Raw genomic sequence first — 16,241 nt, 5'->3', positions numbered from 1 at the left:
GAAAAAGCCATTATTCACTCCATGATTCAGGGCGCTCTTTGACGGCAATGCAGTAATTTACAATAGAGACATTTCTTTTATCGTCAAAAGCCAGCCTTGTTTTTTGGAAATGGCGGGTAAATGATGTGGCAGGGCTTGCGTGACAGCTATTGCGAGGATGACGCAATTGTCACCGGAATTCGTCCGTAATTCGTCGCCCCAGCGCAGGCTGGGGCCTATCTCGCCCGTCGGCCTATCCGGACAGACGTGATGGGCACCAGCCTTCGCTGGTGCGACGGTTTTTCGGGCGATGACGCACCTGTCCTCGGAGCCCTAAGTTTACAAACATATACCCAAAACGCGGTATTTCTGTAAACTTACCGCAACATTGCGCAGTTGGTTTGCCGGGCCCAAAAGCCGGATTGGGGTTCAACATATTCAAAGAGCCGGTCGCGCAAATATTGTGGGATTAGCGCACAGAATCTCAAAACAAATCCTACATTACAAGCGAAAGCTATTTCGTGGATGACGCAGTAGTTACCGAAACTCACCTGTCACCTTTTCGTCATCCTGAACTCGTTTCAGGATAACGCACCACCGTCGCATGTTATCCTGAAACGAGTTCAGGATGACGAGCCAAGGGGGCAGCGCAAATGTCACCTTACCCCACATAACCGCTAGCCAGTTTGCTCAACCCAAGATACAGCGGGGGAAACCAAAGGCACTGGGCGAGGTAATATGCTAACTACCTTCATTTCATGGACAAAACGTCATCCGATATGGTCGGTGTTGATTGCGCTGCTGCTGCTTTTTATTGTGTATCGGATCGTTCGTCCAACGCCGCCTGATTATACCTATATCAGCGAAGCTGTTACGCGCGGCGACGTTGTTCGCAAGGTTTCCGCCAGTGGTAAAGTGCGCGCCTTGAATACGATTAAGGTCGGCGCTGAAGTTTCGGGGCAGATCACCAAAGTATATGTCGATTTCAACTCGCGCGTGCGGGCAGGCCAAGTGTTGGCCGAAATTGACCCGACGCGGGTCCGCGCGCGGGTCGAGCAGTCCGAGGCGCAGGTTGCCGTGGCGCGCGCCAATCTGCAACAGACGGCGGCCAATGTGGCGCGGGCGCGGGCTGAGTTGGAAATTCAAGAGCGCGATTTTGACAGGCAAAAGGCGCTGGCGGAACGCGGCTTTGTTTCTAAGGCAGGCCTAGATATCGCGCAAAGCAAGCTGAACAGCGCGCGCAACGCCGTGCAGGTCGCCTTGGCGCAAACGCAAAGCGGCGGTGCGCAGATCCGGCAGGGCAATGCGGAACTGTCGTCGGCGACGCTTGACCTTAGCCGGACCATTATCGTCGCGCCTGCAAGCGGGGTGATTATCAACAAATTGGTTGAACCGGGCACAACCGTTGCGGCAAGTTTTCAGACGCCGAATTTGTTCGAAATCGCCGCAGATACGACGAAGATGCAGGTGGAGGCATCGGTCGATGAAGCCGATATCGGGCAAATTCGCGCGGGGCAGATGGTCAGCTTTACCGTCGACAGCTATCCCGATGATGTCTTCAAGGCCAAGGTCCGGCAGGTGCGGCAAGCGCCCGTAGAGGCGCAAAATGTCGTCAGCTACCTTGTGATTATCGATGTCGATAATGTGAATGGGAAGCTGCTGCCGGGCATGACAGCCAATGTCGAAATCATTACGGATGTCCGAACCAATGTCACGCGGGTGCCAACCAACGCGATGCGGTTTCGGCCGCGCTTGGCCGACCGGCCAAAATCTGCGGCGGAAAAGCCAGTGTCGGACCCTGCAAAAAAAGCAGTTGTCCGCCCGAAAGTCTATGTGGTTGGCGACGACCCTTATCGACCCGTGCGGAGAGTTATCCGAACCGGATTGCAGGGTGAAGAATATACCGAGGTCATCTCAGGCATAAAGACCGGTGATAAGATATTGGTGCGCACAAAATCGCTGAAGCCCAAGAAAGAGAATGACGAAAGCGCGGATGAAGATGACAACGCCGCTTCTTGAAACGCATGATCTGGTTAAGGATTATGCGATTGGCGGCGAAATTGTCCATGCGGTGAACAATGTCTCACTGTCCATTTCGCGTGGCGAATTTGTTGCGATCATGGGGGCCAGCGGGTCGGGTAAATCAACCTTCATGAACATGATCGGTTGCTTGGACATTCCGACATCAGGCACATTGTTGTTGGACGGGATCGACACCAAATCGCTGGATAGCGATGCGCTGGCCGAAATTCGCAACCGTAAAATCGGTTTCGTGTTTCAACAGTTCAATTTGCTCGCGCGGACCAGCGCGCTCGATAATGTTGCCGTGCCGCTGATCTATGCTGGGATTGGCTATGCCGAGCGGCGCAGGCGCGCGCAGGATAAGTTGGAGGCCATGGGCCTTGCCAACCGCCTACAGAATACGCCTGCGAAGCTTTCGGGTGGGCAGCAACAGCGTGTGGCCATCGCACGGGCTTTGGTCACAGACCCGCTGATGCTGCTGGCCGACGAGCCAACGGGCGCATTGGATACGCAGACATCATTGGACATTATGGGCATTTTTCAGAAATTGAATGACGACGGCATAACCGTTGTGCTCGTGACGCATGAACCCGATATCGCCGAATATGCGGCGCGGCGGATTGTCTTTCGCGACGGGCAGGTGATTGAGGACGCCGCGGTCAAGTCGCGCCGCAGGGCCAGCGCGACATGAAAGACTTGCTCGCGTCATTTGCTGGATGGGGCGTGAATGTCGCGATTGCGCTGACGGCGCTGCGCACCAATTTGATGCGTTCAATCCTGACCACCTTGGGCGTCATGATTGGGGTATTCTCCGTTATCTTGGCAGTGGCGGTTGGAAATGGTGCGCAGGTTTCGGTGTCGCAGCAAATTGCGACTTTGGGGTCGAACATGGCCATCGTCGTGCCACAGCCCGACAGCGGCAGCGGGCCCCCACGATCAAGTGATCGCGGCAGATTGACCGAGCGCGACGGTCAGGCAATCCTGCGCGAGGTATCGGGTGTAAGCGCGGTCGCTCCGCAAATCCGCAGCAGTGTCCAGATTGTGACGCCGGGGCGAAGTGCAACGACGCAGGCAACTGGCGCGACCCCTGAATATGGCATTGTCTCCAATATCACAGCATCCGAAGGCCGGTTTCTGACGCAAAGCGACATTGGTTCGGCGGCGCGCGTTGCCGTTATTGGCGAAACCGTTGCTAATAAGTTGTTCCCAGACACAAGTCCGGTTGGTGAAACTATTCGGATTAATCGCGCGCCTTTCACTGTCATCGGCCTTCTCGAAAGCAAGGGCAGCAATTTGGGTAATGATAATGACGACCAAATCGTCGTGCCGATAACGACGTTACGCCAACGTTTATTGACCACCGCTACACAGGGACCCGACGATGTGACGTTGATCTTTGTTGGTTTTGAGGATGAAGACGCGCTGCTGTCGGGGCAAAAGGAAATAGAGCGCTTGTTGCGCGACCGGTACCGCGTGGCGAAAGGCAAGATCAACCCGTTCACCGTGCGCACGACTACCGAAATTGCCGAAACCACGGGCGAAGTAACGCAGATATTCCAAGCCGTGCTTGTCGCCATTGCATCGATTTCGCTTCTGGTCGGCGGGATTGGTATCATGAACATCATGCTGGTCAGTGTGACGGAGCGCACCCGTGAAATCGGGCTACGCATGGCATTGGGCGCAAAACGCAGCGATATTCGCAACCAGTTTTTGGTGGAGGCAGCCGTATTGTGCGTGATCGGCGGAGCAATTGGCCTGTCGTTGGCCATATTGGCCGCCTCGATTTTCGAGCGTATAGCCGAATTCCCCGCGCCAATCGGCCTTGATACGGCGATAATGGCTGTTGCTTTTTCTGCCATTATCGGTCTGGTTTTCGGCGGCTATCCCGCCATCCGAGCATCGCGCCTCTCACCGATTGAGGCGTTGCGAAGCGAATAGCGGGCGCAGACGCTCTGATGCGGTCCGTTGGTTCGCCAGGTTGCGGGGTGAGATCAGCGCGTGGTCAGATATACCGGAGCCGATGGACCAAGCGGAACTTCTGCCGCAACCCAAACCCCGACAAGCGCCATGCCAATCAGCAATAATCCGATGGAATAAGGGATCATTGTCGCGGCAAGACTTCCGATACCGAAGTCCTTGACCCAGCGTTGGCAAAACACAAGGATGAGAGGGAAATAGACCATCAAAGGTGTGATGATATTCGTTGCCCCGTCGCCGACCCGATAGGCAGCCGTCGTCATTTCGGCGCTGACGCCCAAGAGCATCAGCATGGGAACAAGAACGGGCGCCAATAGAGCCCATTTGGCACTGGCCGAGCCGATAAACAGGTTCAGCGCTGCCGTGAATAACACCACAAGAATGAGCAAAAGCGGAGCAGGCAATGCCAATGCGTTCAGTCCGTCTGAACCATGGACAGCCGTGATGAGGCCAAGATTTGACCAACCAAACATGGCAACGAAATGCGAAATGGCGAAAGCAAGAACTAGGAAATATGCCATATCAGCCATGGAATCTGACATCATCCGCACAAGGTCTCGGTGGTTTTTGATGATGCCCGTAGCGCGGCCATACGCCCAACCGGCCAGCAGAAAAAGTATCATGAATCCAGCAACAAGTGACTGATAAAATGGCGTAAGCTGTGCCTCTGCTGGCGCGGTTTCGTCAATCAATGCCGTATCGGGGCCAAGCGTCATGAACATCCAGAGCGCAGCGACAGCTAAGCTTGCCAGACCTGCATGACGAAGCCCCTTGCGTTGGTCCGAAGAGAGTGGCTGGCTAATATCGGATTCCGAAACGCTGCTGGCATCGACGGTTTCTGTCATTGTCATGCCCGCCGCAATGGCTTGCGCGCCTTCGGCTCGATATGCGCCAAGGCGCGGCTCGACAATTTTGTCAGTGACGTACCAAATCACCGGTAGGAAAACGACCGTCATGCCCACAATGAAATACCAGTTTCCGGCGATATTCGCTTGCCAATCGGGAAACACCGTATTGGCCGCTGACTGCGTTATGCCGAACAATAACGCGTCGAGTTGTCCCGGAAACAGATTTGCGGAAAAGCCCCCTGAAACCCCTGCAAAGGCGGCTGCTATCCCGGCAATGGGGTGGCGCCCGGCCGCAGCGTAGATCACGCCGGCTAAGGGAATGAGAACCACATAAGCCGCATCAGCAGCCAAATTGCCCATCATCGCGACCAAGGCGACGATCGGTGTCAACAGATAGGTCGGGGCGTTTGCGACACCAGCACGCATCGCTGCGCCGAATAGTCCCGATTTTTCGGCGACACCAGCGCCCAACATGACGACCAAGACATATCCGAGCGGGTGAAATCCCGTAAAAGTCTTGGGCATTTCAACCCACAATTTACGGATATTTTCGGCCGACAACAGGCTGGTTGCGGCAATCACTTTATTCGTACCTGTCTCAGGGTCGATTTCAGTTGGATGCACCGCCGACCAATTCATCGCGGCGCCGAACACGGATAGCAATATGAGACCGGCGACCAGATACAGAAACAAGAAGACCGGATCGGGCAATTTGTTGCCAGCCCGTTCAATCCAGCCCAAGAATTTATTGTTATCTGTAGCGTTTACAGCCTCTGCGCGCATAAAGTCCGCTTCCCACAATGCTCCCCCAAAAATGGATGTAACATTATTACACGCGCTGACAAGTGCCTTTTGCCGTTATATACATGCGGTAACGTGGTTCCCCGGTAAGGATTCGAACCTCAATAGACGGAGTCAGAGTCCGTAGTCTTACCGTTAGACGACCGGGGAGCAAGGGGTGGGCGTATATGCTCGTGGCTATATTCGGTCAACCCGCTGAATTGGGCGGTTGCGGGGAAATCTTCAAAAATGTTGAAACTTTGTCTCTCTGCGCGTAACATCGATTTCAGGTACCGGCGGCACATTCGACCGGATAGAAAATAAGAAGTGAGTTATCGGCTATGGGCGAAAATGTCGCGCCATCGCCGCAAAAAGGACGCGGACGAAAACGTAAAAATTCGTCGCGTCGCAAAAATGCGGCACCCAAGGCTGCCATGCTGCAGCAGGCTTCGGCCAAGGGCGCAGTGCGTCCCGACACTCCAAACGCCCCAACGTCGGCTAGCAAAGGTAGGCCGCAGGGTGACATTGTTGCGTTGCGTCGAAATTGGCTTGAGCGAACCGCCTATGCGGCGCTTGACCTGGGTACCAACAATTGCCGGTTACTGATCGCGCGGGCAGGTGGCGACGATTTCACGGTCGTGGACGCGTTTTCGCGTGTTGTACGCTTAGGTGAGGGGATGACCGCCACTGGCCGCATGAGCGAGGAGGCCATGGACCGTGCGGTTGAAGCGCTGACCGTTTGTGCCGAAAAGCTTAAAAAACGCAACGTGGTGCTTGCCCGATCTGTTGCGACTGAGGCCTGCCGTCAAGCAGTGAACGGGGCCCAGTTTATCGAACGAGTGAAACGGGAAACCGGCATCCACCTCGACATTATCAGTCCAAAGGAAGAAGCGCGGCTGGCGGTTATGGGCTGCTACGCTCTTTTGGAAGACGGCGAAGGGCCCGCACTGATTTTTGACATTGGTGGGGGGTCGACCGAACTGGTTCTCGTGTCGACGCGCAGTGTCATTCCGGAAATTCTTGATTGGGTGAGCGTGCCTTGGGGCGTCGTTTCGCTTACGGAAAGCGAACGCACGGAAGGCGACAGTCCGGAACAGTTGAAAGCAAGCTACCAATCCATGCGCGACAAAGTCATGGCCAGTTTTGCTGACTTTGCGGCCCGTTTGCCCAAAGACGGTGGCGATCGGCGTCTATTGGGGACATCAGGGACCGTCACAACGCTCGCCAGCGTCTATTTGAAGCTGAACAGCTATGACCGGCGCGCAGTGGACGGTTTGCGTCTCCAGACTTCTGCTATGCGTGATATCAGCCGCGAGTTGGCACATCGCAACATTGCCGGACGCGCAGAGTTTCCGACCATCGGCCATGAACGGGCCGATTTGGTGGTGGCTGGTTGTGCGATACTAGAATCCATTTTCGACATATGGCCCGGCGAACGGCTGGGCGTGGCAGATCGCGGCATTCGCGAAGGTATATTGCGTGCGCTGATGGCGAGCGACGCCAAGCGCCGTAATCGGCGGAATTGAGACATGGCAGATAATCTTTTCGGTGGTAAAAATTCGGGTCGGACACTGGCCGGCAAGCAGAAAGTCAAAACGGCAAAACGGCGGACGGCGGGATCGACCCGTTGGCTTGAGCGGCAGTTGAATGACCCTTATGTGAAGCGCGCGCATGGCGAAGGTTATCGCAGCCGAGCGGCCTATAAGCTGGTGGAGCTCGACGAAAAATTCCATATCTTGCGCGGTAAAAAGGCGGTTGTCGATTTGGGCGTCGCACCCGGCGGATGGGCGCAGGTGGTGCGCCGGCAGCAACCAAAGGCAGCAATTGTCGGCATTGACCTATTGCCAGTTGACCCGCTTGAGGGGGTTATTCTGCTGGAGATGGACTTCATGCATGACAGCGCGCCAGACCGGCTGATCGCTGAACTTGGCAGTGCGCCGGACCTTATCTTGTCAGACATGGCGGCCAACACCGTCGGGCATAAGCAGACCGACCATTTGCGCACCATGGGCTTAGTTGAGGCAGCGGTGGATTTTGCAATCAAGGTACTGGTGCCTGGTGGTGATTTTGTCGCGAAGGTGTTTGCAGGCGGCACTGACCCAGCGATGCTGAGTATTCTGAAAACGAACTTCACTACGGTGAAACATGCAAAGCCGCCAGCAAGCCGTAAGGGCTCGGTAGAATGGTATGTGATTGCGCAAGGTAAAAAGGGTTAGGGTCAGGACCACTTAAATCCAGCATCGCGGCGTCAAAATGGCAAAGATATCGAAGCCATTTTGACGTCCTTCGGATTTGACCCATACTGTCCATTACCGCGTTGGCAAAGCTAGACTTAGAACCACTAAGCCTGCGCCTTGCCGCCTTGCACTGAACAGTATGGTCTCAAACCGCGAAGGTGGATTAAATAGGTCCTGACCCTAATCAGCCTTTTTGGCGTGCCTTTTCAACGGCGCGTTTCAGGGCATCATAGCCCAAGGCGCCTTCCAATATCTGGTCACCGATGATGAATGTGGGTGTGCCGTTGAAACCGATTTGCTGCATAAACGCCAAGTTGCGTTCGATTTCTTGGTTTGCTTGCGGTGATGCCGCAAAGGCGCGGGCTGCGGCCATATCAAGCCCTGCCTGGCGCGCTGCGGCAGCTATATTTGTTTCATCAGCCGGGCCAGCGGCGAACAATGCATCATGAAATGCCTTATGCTTGCCTTGGCGCGCGGCCGCAAGCGCCCATAAGGCTGCGTCCCTGCTGGATTGGCTCAGGATCGGCAATTCGCGATAAACCAAACGGAGATTGCTATCGCTTTTTAACAGGCGCTGGATATCGGGCACACTGGCTCGGCAAAATCCGCAATTATAGTCGGTAAATTCGACAATCGTCACGTCGCCCTTCGGGTTACCAGCCTCGGCCCCGGGGAAGGGCTTGGCGATGTCATTTCCCGCTGCGGATAGGCGTTCTGTGACTTGGCGTTGCTGCAAAATGGCAACAGCGTCCGTGATGATTTCGGGATTTTCAAGGATATAGGCTTTTACCAATGCTTCTGTCGCCTTGCGGTCAGCGGCGGACATGCCAGCAGCAGCAACTGCATCATCCGCAGATTTAGCCGCATCTTCGGCGACAGGTGCAACATCAGAAGGGGCAGTCGTGGCGGCGCTTGGCCAGAAAATATAGGCCGCCAAAGCAAGCAAGATGGCTAATCCCGAAACAATCGTTACGATGATAATCCGGCGAGTTGGCGTTTGTTGGGTCATAAAGGCTGATTTAGTCGCGCCGCATTCAATGTGCCAGCAATTAAGTGGTCCTGACCCTAGCGGCGGCGTTTCTTTAACTGCGCAAGCTTTGCTTCGGCCACCATATTGATATCTTGCGCACGGATCCAATCAGGCGAATATTCCGGCAATCCAGCCATGGCGGTTTGCGCATTGGACAAAGCAAATTGCGGTGCGCCCTCCATCATATAGCGTTCTGCGCTGGCAAGTGCGGCGCGGGCAGTGTCGCCTTTCTGCGCATAAACAACACCAAGCTGATACCATGCAAACGGGTTTTGGTTGTCTTTGGCCACAGCAGCTTTCAACACCTTTGCCGCTTCATCAAGCTGCGTTTTATCTTCTGTAGCGACCAACGCATGTCCGAATATTGCGGCAATTAATGGTTGGTTGCCGGTCAGGTTTACCGCTTTACGCAACGGCACAATCGCCTCGGCAGGGCGCCCAGATTCCAGCAAGATTTGCCCATGTAGTTCGAGGAAATAGGGATCTTCGGGTGCCGAAGCAACGAGGGCGGATGATTCATTTAGGGCCTTTTGCGGATAAGCTGACTTGTGCCATGCATAAGCGCGCGCATAGCGGGCAGGTACCGATGTGTCGGACTCAGGATAATCACGCATCGTGGCTGTGGGGTCGGCGAGATAGCCTGTCAATTTTGCCTTAACCCGTTTGAAATCACTTTCCCATTTGGGGTTTAAAGGCGCTTTCCACGCAGGGTCGGCTGAATATGTGTCCTCCAGCACGGAAATGCGTTCACCGGATAACGGGTGCGTGCGGCCATAGCTGTCCTCTTGTGGAATACCGAGGCGGAATTCAAAATTCTGCAGCTTTTTGAAAAAGTTGATTGAACCGCGGCCGGTTATCCCCGCTCTGGAAAGATATTGTGCACCTGACGCATCGGCTGTGCCCTCTTGTCCGCGGCTATAGGCCAAGAATTTGCCCATTGCCGCCTGTTGCCCCGCCGACAATATGCCCATGCCGGCTTCGCCTGCGCCTGCAGCCATGGCCGCTGCGGCCAAAATAAGACTTGCTATGCTGATTCCGCTGGCGACAGATACGCCCTCGTCGAAGCGCACGACGTGGCCGCCAACGATATGGCCAAGTTCATGCGCGATCACGCCTTGGACCTCATTTGCGGTAGTTGCGGCATCGATCAAGCCGCTGTGGAGGTAAACCGCCTGGCCGCCCGCGACAAAGGCGTTGATGGACTTGTCGTTGATCAGGATGATGTCGACATTTTTGGGGTCAAGCCCCGCTGCCTCAATCAAAGGCGCAGAAATCTCATCCAGAAAAGCCTCGGTCTCTGCATCGCGCAAAATAGACTGCGCCATGGCGGGGCGCACGGACACCAATACTGCAAGGAACAGGATGAATGCTGTCCGGACGGCACGAAACGTGAAAATATCCATCTCTGTTGAATGGCCCGAACTACATGAACGCGCAATGAAGAAATTACACAAAACGAAGCCCCGCCAGTCACTGACCAACGGGGCTAAGTTTTTTTTACGAGATGGCTCCTTAACCGAAGGTGCGTTGCCACCAACCAGTGCGCGGCGTGCCGTCATCAGGCGCGCCGTCCGCTTGCGTGGATGCGACGTCTTGCGCGGCATCCTTTGCGGCCGCTTTCTTGCGTGGGGCCTTGGCTTTGGTCTTGGGTGCCTCGACAACCTCTTCGGCCACGGTTTCCGTAACAGGAGGCGTTGCCTTTGCCTTGCCGCGTGGTTTGGGTGCGGCCTTTATTTTTGCGGCAACCGCCGGCACCGGCTCAGCAGGTGCGTCTGTAGCTTCAACCTCAACCGCATCAGCCTTTGGCTTGGCGCGGCTGCGACGCTTTGGCTTGGCATCGGCTTCTTGCGTAACTTCTGGGACTGCAGGCGCTTCGGCTTCGGCAGGCGCTGACGTTTCGGCAATGGCATTAACGTCCGTTTCCTGACGGTCACGGCCCCTGCCACCACGACGTCCGCGACGTGCTTTTGGTTTGGCTTCTGCATCCGCTTCAGGGGCTTGAGCGATGTCATTGCCTTCGGCGCGTTCCGCAGTAGCCTCATTTTCGCCCGCAACCGCATCCTCACCCTCAGGCCGGCTATCACGGTCGCGACCCTTGCCACCACGGCGGCCACGGCGACGCTTGCGTTTGCGACCTTCGCCGCCTTCGCCTTCTTCGCGTGGACGCTCTTCTCGGGCACGACGCGGCTCGCGCGCGGTTTCCTCAGCTTCTTCAACTTCGTCGTCGAAATCTTCGATATCGTCTTCAATGTCATCATCGTCGAGATCGATAATCGGCGGCAGTTCGACCGGGCGTTCTGGACGCGGGCCGGAACTGGAAACCGCAAGCTTTGCGCCCTCGGTCTCTCCATTGGGCACGATCAGCACGCGGACATGATAGCGATCTTCGATCGCCGCCAATTCGGCACGCTTGTTGTTGAGGCAATAAATGGTCGCCTCTTGGCTTGCTTGCAACACGATCTGGTTGCCTTGACCCTTTGCCGCTTCGTCTTCGATAAGGCGCAGCGCGGACAAAGCAGCAGATGATGCTGTGCGAACAAGGCCCGTGCCTTCACAATGCGGACATTCGCGGGTCGATGCCTCCAGCACGCCGGTGCGCAGACGCTGACGGCTCATTTCCATCAGGCCAAAGCTGGAAATACGACCGACCTGAATGCGGGCGCGATCATGCTTCAAGGCTTCTTTCATTGCACGCTCGACTTTGCGGGCGTTCGAATGATGCTCCATATCGATGAAGTCGATAACAACAAGGCCAGCCATATCGCGCAAGCGCAGCTGACGGGCAATCTCGCGCGCAGCTTCCAAATTGGTTGAAAGCGCGGTTTGCTCAATGCCATGTTCCTTGGTCGAACGGCCTGAGTTGATGTCGATCGAGACCAATGCTTCGGTTGGGTTGATGACAATATAGCCACCAGACTTCAACTGAACGACCGGTTGATACATCGCGTTCAACTGATCTTCGACATGATAGCGTTGGAATAATGGCACTGGGTCGGCATAATGCTGCACACGCTTGGCGTGGCTTGGCATAAGCAACTTCATGAAGTCCTTTGCCGCCTTATACCCGTCGGGCCCTTCAACGAACACCTCGTCAATATCCTTATTATAGATATCACGGATGGCGCGTTTGATAAGGTCGCTGTCAGTATGGATCAGCATTGGCGCTGCCCCGCGCAGCGTGCGCTCACGGATTTCGTCCCACAGGCGCGCCAGATAATCAAAATCACGCTTGATTTCAGGCTTCGTCCGGGCAAGCCCAGCGGTCCGAATTATGCAACCCATGGTGGATGGCAAGGTAAGGTCAGAAATAATCGTTTTCAAACGCTTACGGTCGGCTGCGCTATGAATTTTACGGCTGATACCGCCGCCATGCGACGTATTCGGCATGAGGACGCAATAACGGCCCGCCAAGCTCAAATATGTAGTGAGCGCCGCACCCTTGTTGCCTCGTTCTTCTTTCACGACTTGAACGAGCAAAACTTGACGACGATGAATGACGTCCTGGATTTTGTACCGGCGACGTAAGTTCATACGCTTTGCGCGCACCTCGTCGCTTGCCTTCGGCGCGCGGCCTTCGTTATTTCGGCCACCGCGACCACGACGGCGACGGTTGTTGCGGCCATTTTCGCTGCCGTTTTCGCCGTTTCCGTTTTCGTCGGAATCGTCGCCATTGCCGCCAAGGTCGGGTTCTTCACCCTCGGTCATGTCTATGGTATCGATGCTGTCGTCGCTATCGACCTCAATAAGGTCGGTTGCATCATCATCACGTTCCGCCGAGCCCTGCATGATATCGGAAGGCTCATCGCTTTCCTCTTCTTCCTGCTCACGCAGCGCAGCCTCTTCAGCCGCAGCCTCAGCTTCTTCGGCCAACAACCGGTCGCGGTCTTCCCGAGGGATCTGGTAATAATCGGGGTGAATTTCGGCAAACGCCAAAAATCCGTGGCGGTTACCGCCATAATCAATGAAAGCCGCCTGAAGCGATGGTTCTACCCTGGTTACTTTTGCAAGATAGATATTGCCTTTGAGCTGCTTGTGCTCCGCCGACTCAAAATCGAATTCCTCAATCTGGTTTCCTGTTACGACTGCGACCCGGGTTTCTTCCCGGTGACGCGCGTCGATAAGCATACGCGTTGTCATGTAATTTACTCCAGCGAGGCCGGCAGCCGATTATTAGCCGATGGCCGCTCGCTTCTTTGTTAATACGTTGCCGGACCGGACGCACAGCGTTCCTGTCGGCAAAGCGATGTGGTGGAAAAGTTAAAAATGCGTCTGCTGCTTGTGCATGGCGGGCGTGTATCGCGCGCGCGTGATTTCCAACCCATGCGCCATACCCAGACCGGGCGGCGTTGTTGGAAATATCATGCCTCATGAAGCGTCAACCTGTTAAAATGCCGAACGTTAACAACGAACGGCGGACTATCGGGGCATTCTTCAGAACTCCCTGTAGGGAAACGCTAGCACTCCTGCATGTTATCGGCAAGAGCATCCCGCGATTTAGCCTGTAATTACGTCTCATGGACCGTTATTTTTATAATGCGGATTAGCCGGGACCATTGTCTGTAAAAAATGTTGTGCCGCTTGAAATAGCGCATGTGGTAAAAGCAACGGATATGCGGTTCCTGCCGCCACCACAGTATAGCGCGAGGGCGCGGGGCGCTGTTCAATGCCATTTAAGTCAATTCTGCGCGGCGGATTGCGTCATGTTAAACAAGCATGTGGCTAAATTCGCGTCCATTTTCTGATTTACATTCTGGACCTGCCCGGCAAATCGGCTAGATAGGGCCCGCAATGGATAATCAGTCACCACCTGCCGAAGTGCCGACAACTATCAGTTACCGGCTGAAACGCGACGCCGAAGATTTTGTGACTCGCTGGCGTGGATGGTGGCAAAACAAGCGTTTTCGTTTGGCGACTTACGCCGCAAGTGCGCTTTTCGTTCTGCTTTTGATATTCTGGGCCTTGTTTGCCCGCAATCTTCCTGATGCAGAGGCGCTCATCGAATATGAATCGCCGCTGCCAACGGTGGTGCGCGATATCAACGGAGAGCCTTTTCACAGCTATGCCCGGGAACGGCGCGTTCAATTGGAATATGCCGACTTTCCAAAAACGTTGGTGCATGCCTATCTCGCGGCCGAGGACAAAACATTTTTCAGCCATGGCGGGATAGATTATCCCGGTATCGCGTCCGCCATTTTTGACAATATTTTTAGCGACAAGCGGTCGCGTGGCGCATCGACCATCACACAACAGGTTGCGAAAAACCTGCTGTTGACCAACGAATATAGTTACACCCGCAAGGTCAAAGAAGCGATCTTGGCCAGGCGTATCGAAAGCGCGCTGACCAAGCCTCAGATTTTGTCGCTTTACCTCAATGAAATCGCCCTTGGACGCCAATCTTTCGGCGTTGAGGCCGCGGCGCAGGCCTATTTCGGTAAAAGCGTTGATAAGCTTTTACTGCATGAAATGGCCTTTCTGGCTATCCTACCAAAGGCGCCGGAACGTTATGGGCGCTCCAAAAATGCGGATCTTGCCATGTCCCGTCGTAATTGGGTGCTTGGCGAAATGCACGCGAATGGATGGATCACCGATGCGCAGCTTGCGACCGCGCGGGCCCAACCGCTTGGCCTGGTGACGCAACGCGGTACCGGTTATAAAAATGTTGGCGGTTATTTTGCAGAAGAAGTGCGCCGCCAGCTTATAGAAAAATTTGGCGAAACTGACGAGGCAGGGCCCTATAGCGTCTATTCGGGCGGTTTGTGGGTTCGGTCATCCATGCATCCCGAGCATCAACTTGCGGCGACCAAGGCGTTGCGTGACGGCTTGCTACGCTACAATGCTGGCAAGGCTTGGAAAGCCAATTTGGGCACAATTGACGTTACCGATGACAAATGGCCATCCCGCTTTGCGTCGACCAATATTGGTATCGATTATGCCAATTGGCGTGCTGGCGTTGCGCTGGGCAAGGGGCGCGTTGGATTTGCGGATGGTTCGACCGCGCGCATTGATGGCGGTCCAGCCGCGATGAAGGCAGGTGATGTGATCGCCGTTGCCCCCAATGGCACGAACAGCTTCGTTGTCCGCAGCGTGCCAGAGGTCGGCGGCGGCATGGTTGTCCAGAATCCTTTCAATGGCCGTGTGCTCGCGGTGCAAGGTGGCTTCGATAATCGTATATCCAGCTTCAACCGCGCGACGCAGGCACAAAGGCAGCCCGGATCAACCATTAAACCCTTTGTCTACGCAACTGCGCTCGACAATGGGATGACGCCCACGTCGATTATCGTCGATGGTCCTTATTGCGTCTGGCAGGGTGCGAACTTAGGCCAAAAATGCTTTCGCAATTTCACAGGTGGCGGGGCAGGGCCGCAAACCATGCGCTGGGGTCTTGAACAATCTCGCAACCTGATGACGGTGCGGGCGGCGGCTGAATCGGGTATGGACAATGTGACGGACACTTTGCGTGACATGTCGATTGGGGATTATCCTGATTATCTCTCTTATGCCCTTGGTGCAGGGGACACGACAGTGTTGAAGATGGTCAATGCCTATTCGATGCTGGTCAATCATGGCCGTGAATTGAAACCGACATTCATTGATTTTGCCCAAAATCGCAAAGGCAAGGTTATTTGGCCCGCCAAATGGAAGCCTTGTGTGGGGTGCCGCGCGCCCGATTGGAATGGCAGGCCAATGCCGCGCTTCACACCTGCCGGCAAGCAAGTCATGGATCCCATCACGGCCTATCAAGTCGTGCATATGTTGGAAGGCGTGATTGCGCGTGGCACGGCTGTCACATTGCGTGAACTTGACCGGCCATTGTTCGGCAAAACCGGAACAACCACCGGCCCCACAAATGTCTGGTTCATTGGCGGATCACCGCATTTGGTCGCTGGCCTCTATCTGGGCTTTGACCAACCGCGCAATATGGGCGGCTATGCGCAGGGAAGCTCACTGGCTGCGCCCGTTTTCAAACAGTTCGCGCGCACAGCGATGGCCGATATGCCAAAGACACCGTTTATCGCGCCTGCCGGAACACGGCTTGTTCGCGTAGATCGCAGAAGTGGCAAGCGCGTATATGGTGCTTGGCCGAGTGATGACCCGCTAAGCGCCGTGATTTGGGAGGCGTTCAAGGCCGAGACAGAACCCAAGCGATCTATCCGTCAAGAAGAGCTGGCCACGCGGGATGACACGCCAAAGAAAGCGGCTGAAACGGAGTCTGCTGGTGCTGCCGGCGCAGCCAATGCCCCAAGCGCAAGCGTCGGGACAAAGCGCGACCAGGAGTTTATCCAGCAAGAAGGCGGAATTTATTAGGTTTAGTGCTTAGGGTCAGGACCCTATTAGATTTTGGGTTGCGGCAGATAATTGCGGTCATCG

10 protein-coding genes and 1 tRNA gene are annotated in these 16,241 nt (G+C 55.2%); 6 read left to right on the top strand and 5 right to left on the bottom strand.

The window, feature by feature from the left end; translation table 11 throughout:
- The first annotated feature begins 717 nt into the window (after positions 1–717).
- The 3 genes from ACILP3_RS01340 to ACILP3_RS01330 are packed head-to-tail and all read left to right on the top strand — an operon-like array spanning position 718 to position 3,939.
- A complete protein-coding gene (locus ACILP3_RS01340) occupies positions 718–1,998 on the top strand; it encodes an efflux RND transporter periplasmic adaptor subunit (RefSeq protein ID WP_395614871.1) in 1,281 nt (426 codons plus the stop codon).
- Positions 1,979–2,692, top strand: coding sequence for an ABC transporter ATP-binding protein (locus ACILP3_RS01335; RefSeq protein WP_395614870.1), 714 nt, complete (start codon positions 1,979–1,981; stop codon positions 2,690–2,692). The genes ACILP3_RS01340 and ACILP3_RS01335 overlap by 20 nt, the downstream gene beginning before the upstream one ends.
- A complete protein-coding gene (locus ACILP3_RS01330; RefSeq protein ID WP_395614869.1) occupies positions 2,689–3,939 on the top strand; it encodes an ABC transporter permease in 1,251 nt (416 codons plus the stop codon). Before ACILP3_RS01335 ends, ACILP3_RS01330 begins: the two co-directional genes overlap by 4 nt.
- 53 nt (positions 3,940–3,992) lie before the next feature.
- On the opposite strand, the gene ACILP3_RS01325 is transcribed toward ACILP3_RS01330, so the two are convergent.
- Together ACILP3_RS01325 and ACILP3_RS01320 are read right to left on the bottom strand one after the other, a co-directional pair.
- Positions 3,993–5,609, bottom strand: a complete 1,617-nt coding sequence (locus ACILP3_RS01325) for an AbgT family transporter (protein WP_395614868.1) — start codon at positions 5,607–5,609, stop codon at positions 3,993–3,995.
- 94 nt (positions 5,610–5,703) lie between these two features.
- Positions 5,704–5,777 (bottom strand) — tRNA-Gln (locus tag ACILP3_RS01320).
- Between the two features lie 170 nt (positions 5,778–5,947).
- Between ACILP3_RS01320 and ACILP3_RS01315 the strand changes: the two genes are divergently transcribed.
- Together ACILP3_RS01315 and ACILP3_RS01310 are read left to right on the top strand one after the other, a co-directional pair.
- Entirely contained in the window at positions 5,948–7,132 is a 1,185-nt protein-coding gene (locus tag ACILP3_RS01315; protein ID WP_395614867.1) for a Ppx/GppA phosphatase family protein, read from the top strand.
- 3 nt (positions 7,133–7,135) lie between these two features.
- Entirely contained in the window at positions 7,136–7,822 is a 687-nt protein-coding gene (locus ACILP3_RS01310) for an RlmE family RNA methyltransferase (protein ID WP_333567104.1), read from the top strand.
- Positions 7,823–8,027: 205 nt separating this feature from the next.
- Here the strand turns inward: ACILP3_RS01310 and ACILP3_RS01305 are convergent, their stop codons facing one another.
- The 3 genes from ACILP3_RS01305 to ACILP3_RS01295 all read right to left on the bottom strand — a co-directional run bounded on the left by ACILP3_RS01305 (position 8,028) and on the right by ACILP3_RS01295 (position 13,010).
- Positions 8,028–8,852, bottom strand: a complete 825-nt coding sequence (locus ACILP3_RS01305; RefSeq protein ID WP_395614866.1) for a DsbA family protein — start codon at positions 8,850–8,852, stop codon at positions 8,028–8,030.
- A gap of 56 nt (positions 8,853–8,908) precedes the next feature.
- Positions 8,909–10,276, bottom strand: a complete 1,368-nt coding sequence (locus tag ACILP3_RS01300) for a M48 family metalloprotease (RefSeq protein WP_395614865.1) — start codon at positions 10,274–10,276, stop codon at positions 8,909–8,911.
- A gap of 109 nt (positions 10,277–10,385) precedes the next feature.
- The gene (locus tag ACILP3_RS01295; protein WP_395614864.1) at positions 10,386–13,010 is read right to left on the bottom strand and encodes a ribonuclease E/G; all 2,625 of its coding nucleotides are present in this window, start codon (positions 13,008–13,010) and stop codon (positions 10,386–10,388) included.
- Positions 13,011–13,661: 651 nt separating this feature from the next.
- Between ACILP3_RS01295 and ACILP3_RS01290 the strand changes: the two genes are divergently transcribed.
- Positions 13,662–16,178, top strand: coding sequence for a penicillin-binding protein 1A (locus ACILP3_RS01290; protein ID WP_395614863.1), 2,517 nt, complete (start codon positions 13,662–13,664; stop codon positions 16,176–16,178).
- Positions 16,179–16,241: the final 63 nt, after the last annotated feature.

It is taken from the genome of Sphingorhabdus sp. (assembly GCF_044239665.1).
In the GTDB taxonomy this organism is placed as follows: domain Bacteria; phylum Pseudomonadota; class Alphaproteobacteria; order Sphingomonadales; family Sphingomonadaceae; genus Sphingorhabdus_B.
The sequence above is the reverse complement of the archived record's forward strand: the minus strand, read 5'-3'. Positions and strand labels throughout refer to the sequence as shown.

What these genes read in the sequence shown, in the direction of transcription:
- ACILP3_RS01290 (WP_395614863.1), top strand. Translation starts at nt 13,662, where the DNA reads ATGGATAATCAGTCACCACCTGCCGAAGTGCCGACAACTATCAGTTAC.
- ACILP3_RS01310 (WP_333567104.1), top strand. Translation starts at nt 7,136, where the DNA reads ATGGCAGATAATCTTTTCGGTGGTAAAAATTCGGGTCGGACACTGGCC.
- ACILP3_RS01315 (WP_395614867.1), top strand. Translation starts at nt 5,948, where the DNA reads ATGGGCGAAAATGTCGCGCCATCGCCGCAAAAAGGACGCGGACGAAAA.
- ACILP3_RS01295 (WP_395614864.1), bottom strand. Translation starts at nt 13,010, where the DNA reads ATGACAACGCGTATGCTTATCGACGCGCGTCACCGGGAAGAAACCCGG.
- ACILP3_RS01335 (WP_395614870.1), top strand. Translation starts at nt 1,979, where the DNA reads ATGACAACGCCGCTTCTTGAAACGCATGATCTGGTTAAGGATTATGCG.
- ACILP3_RS01305 (WP_395614866.1), bottom strand. Translation starts at nt 8,852, where the DNA reads ATGACCCAACAAACGCCAACTCGCCGGATTATCATCGTAACGATTGTT.
- ACILP3_RS01330 (WP_395614869.1), top strand. Translation starts at nt 2,689, where the DNA reads ATGAAAGACTTGCTCGCGTCATTTGCTGGATGGGGCGTGAATGTCGCG.
- ACILP3_RS01325 (WP_395614868.1), bottom strand. Translation starts at nt 5,609, where the DNA reads ATGCGCGCAGAGGCTGTAAACGCTACAGATAACAATAAATTCTTGGGC.
- ACILP3_RS01340 (WP_395614871.1), top strand. Translation starts at nt 718, where the DNA reads ATGCTAACTACCTTCATTTCATGGACAAAACGTCATCCGATATGGTCG.
- ACILP3_RS01300 (WP_395614865.1), bottom strand. Translation starts at nt 10,276, where the DNA reads ATGGATATTTTCACGTTTCGTGCCGTCCGGACAGCATTCATCCTGTTC.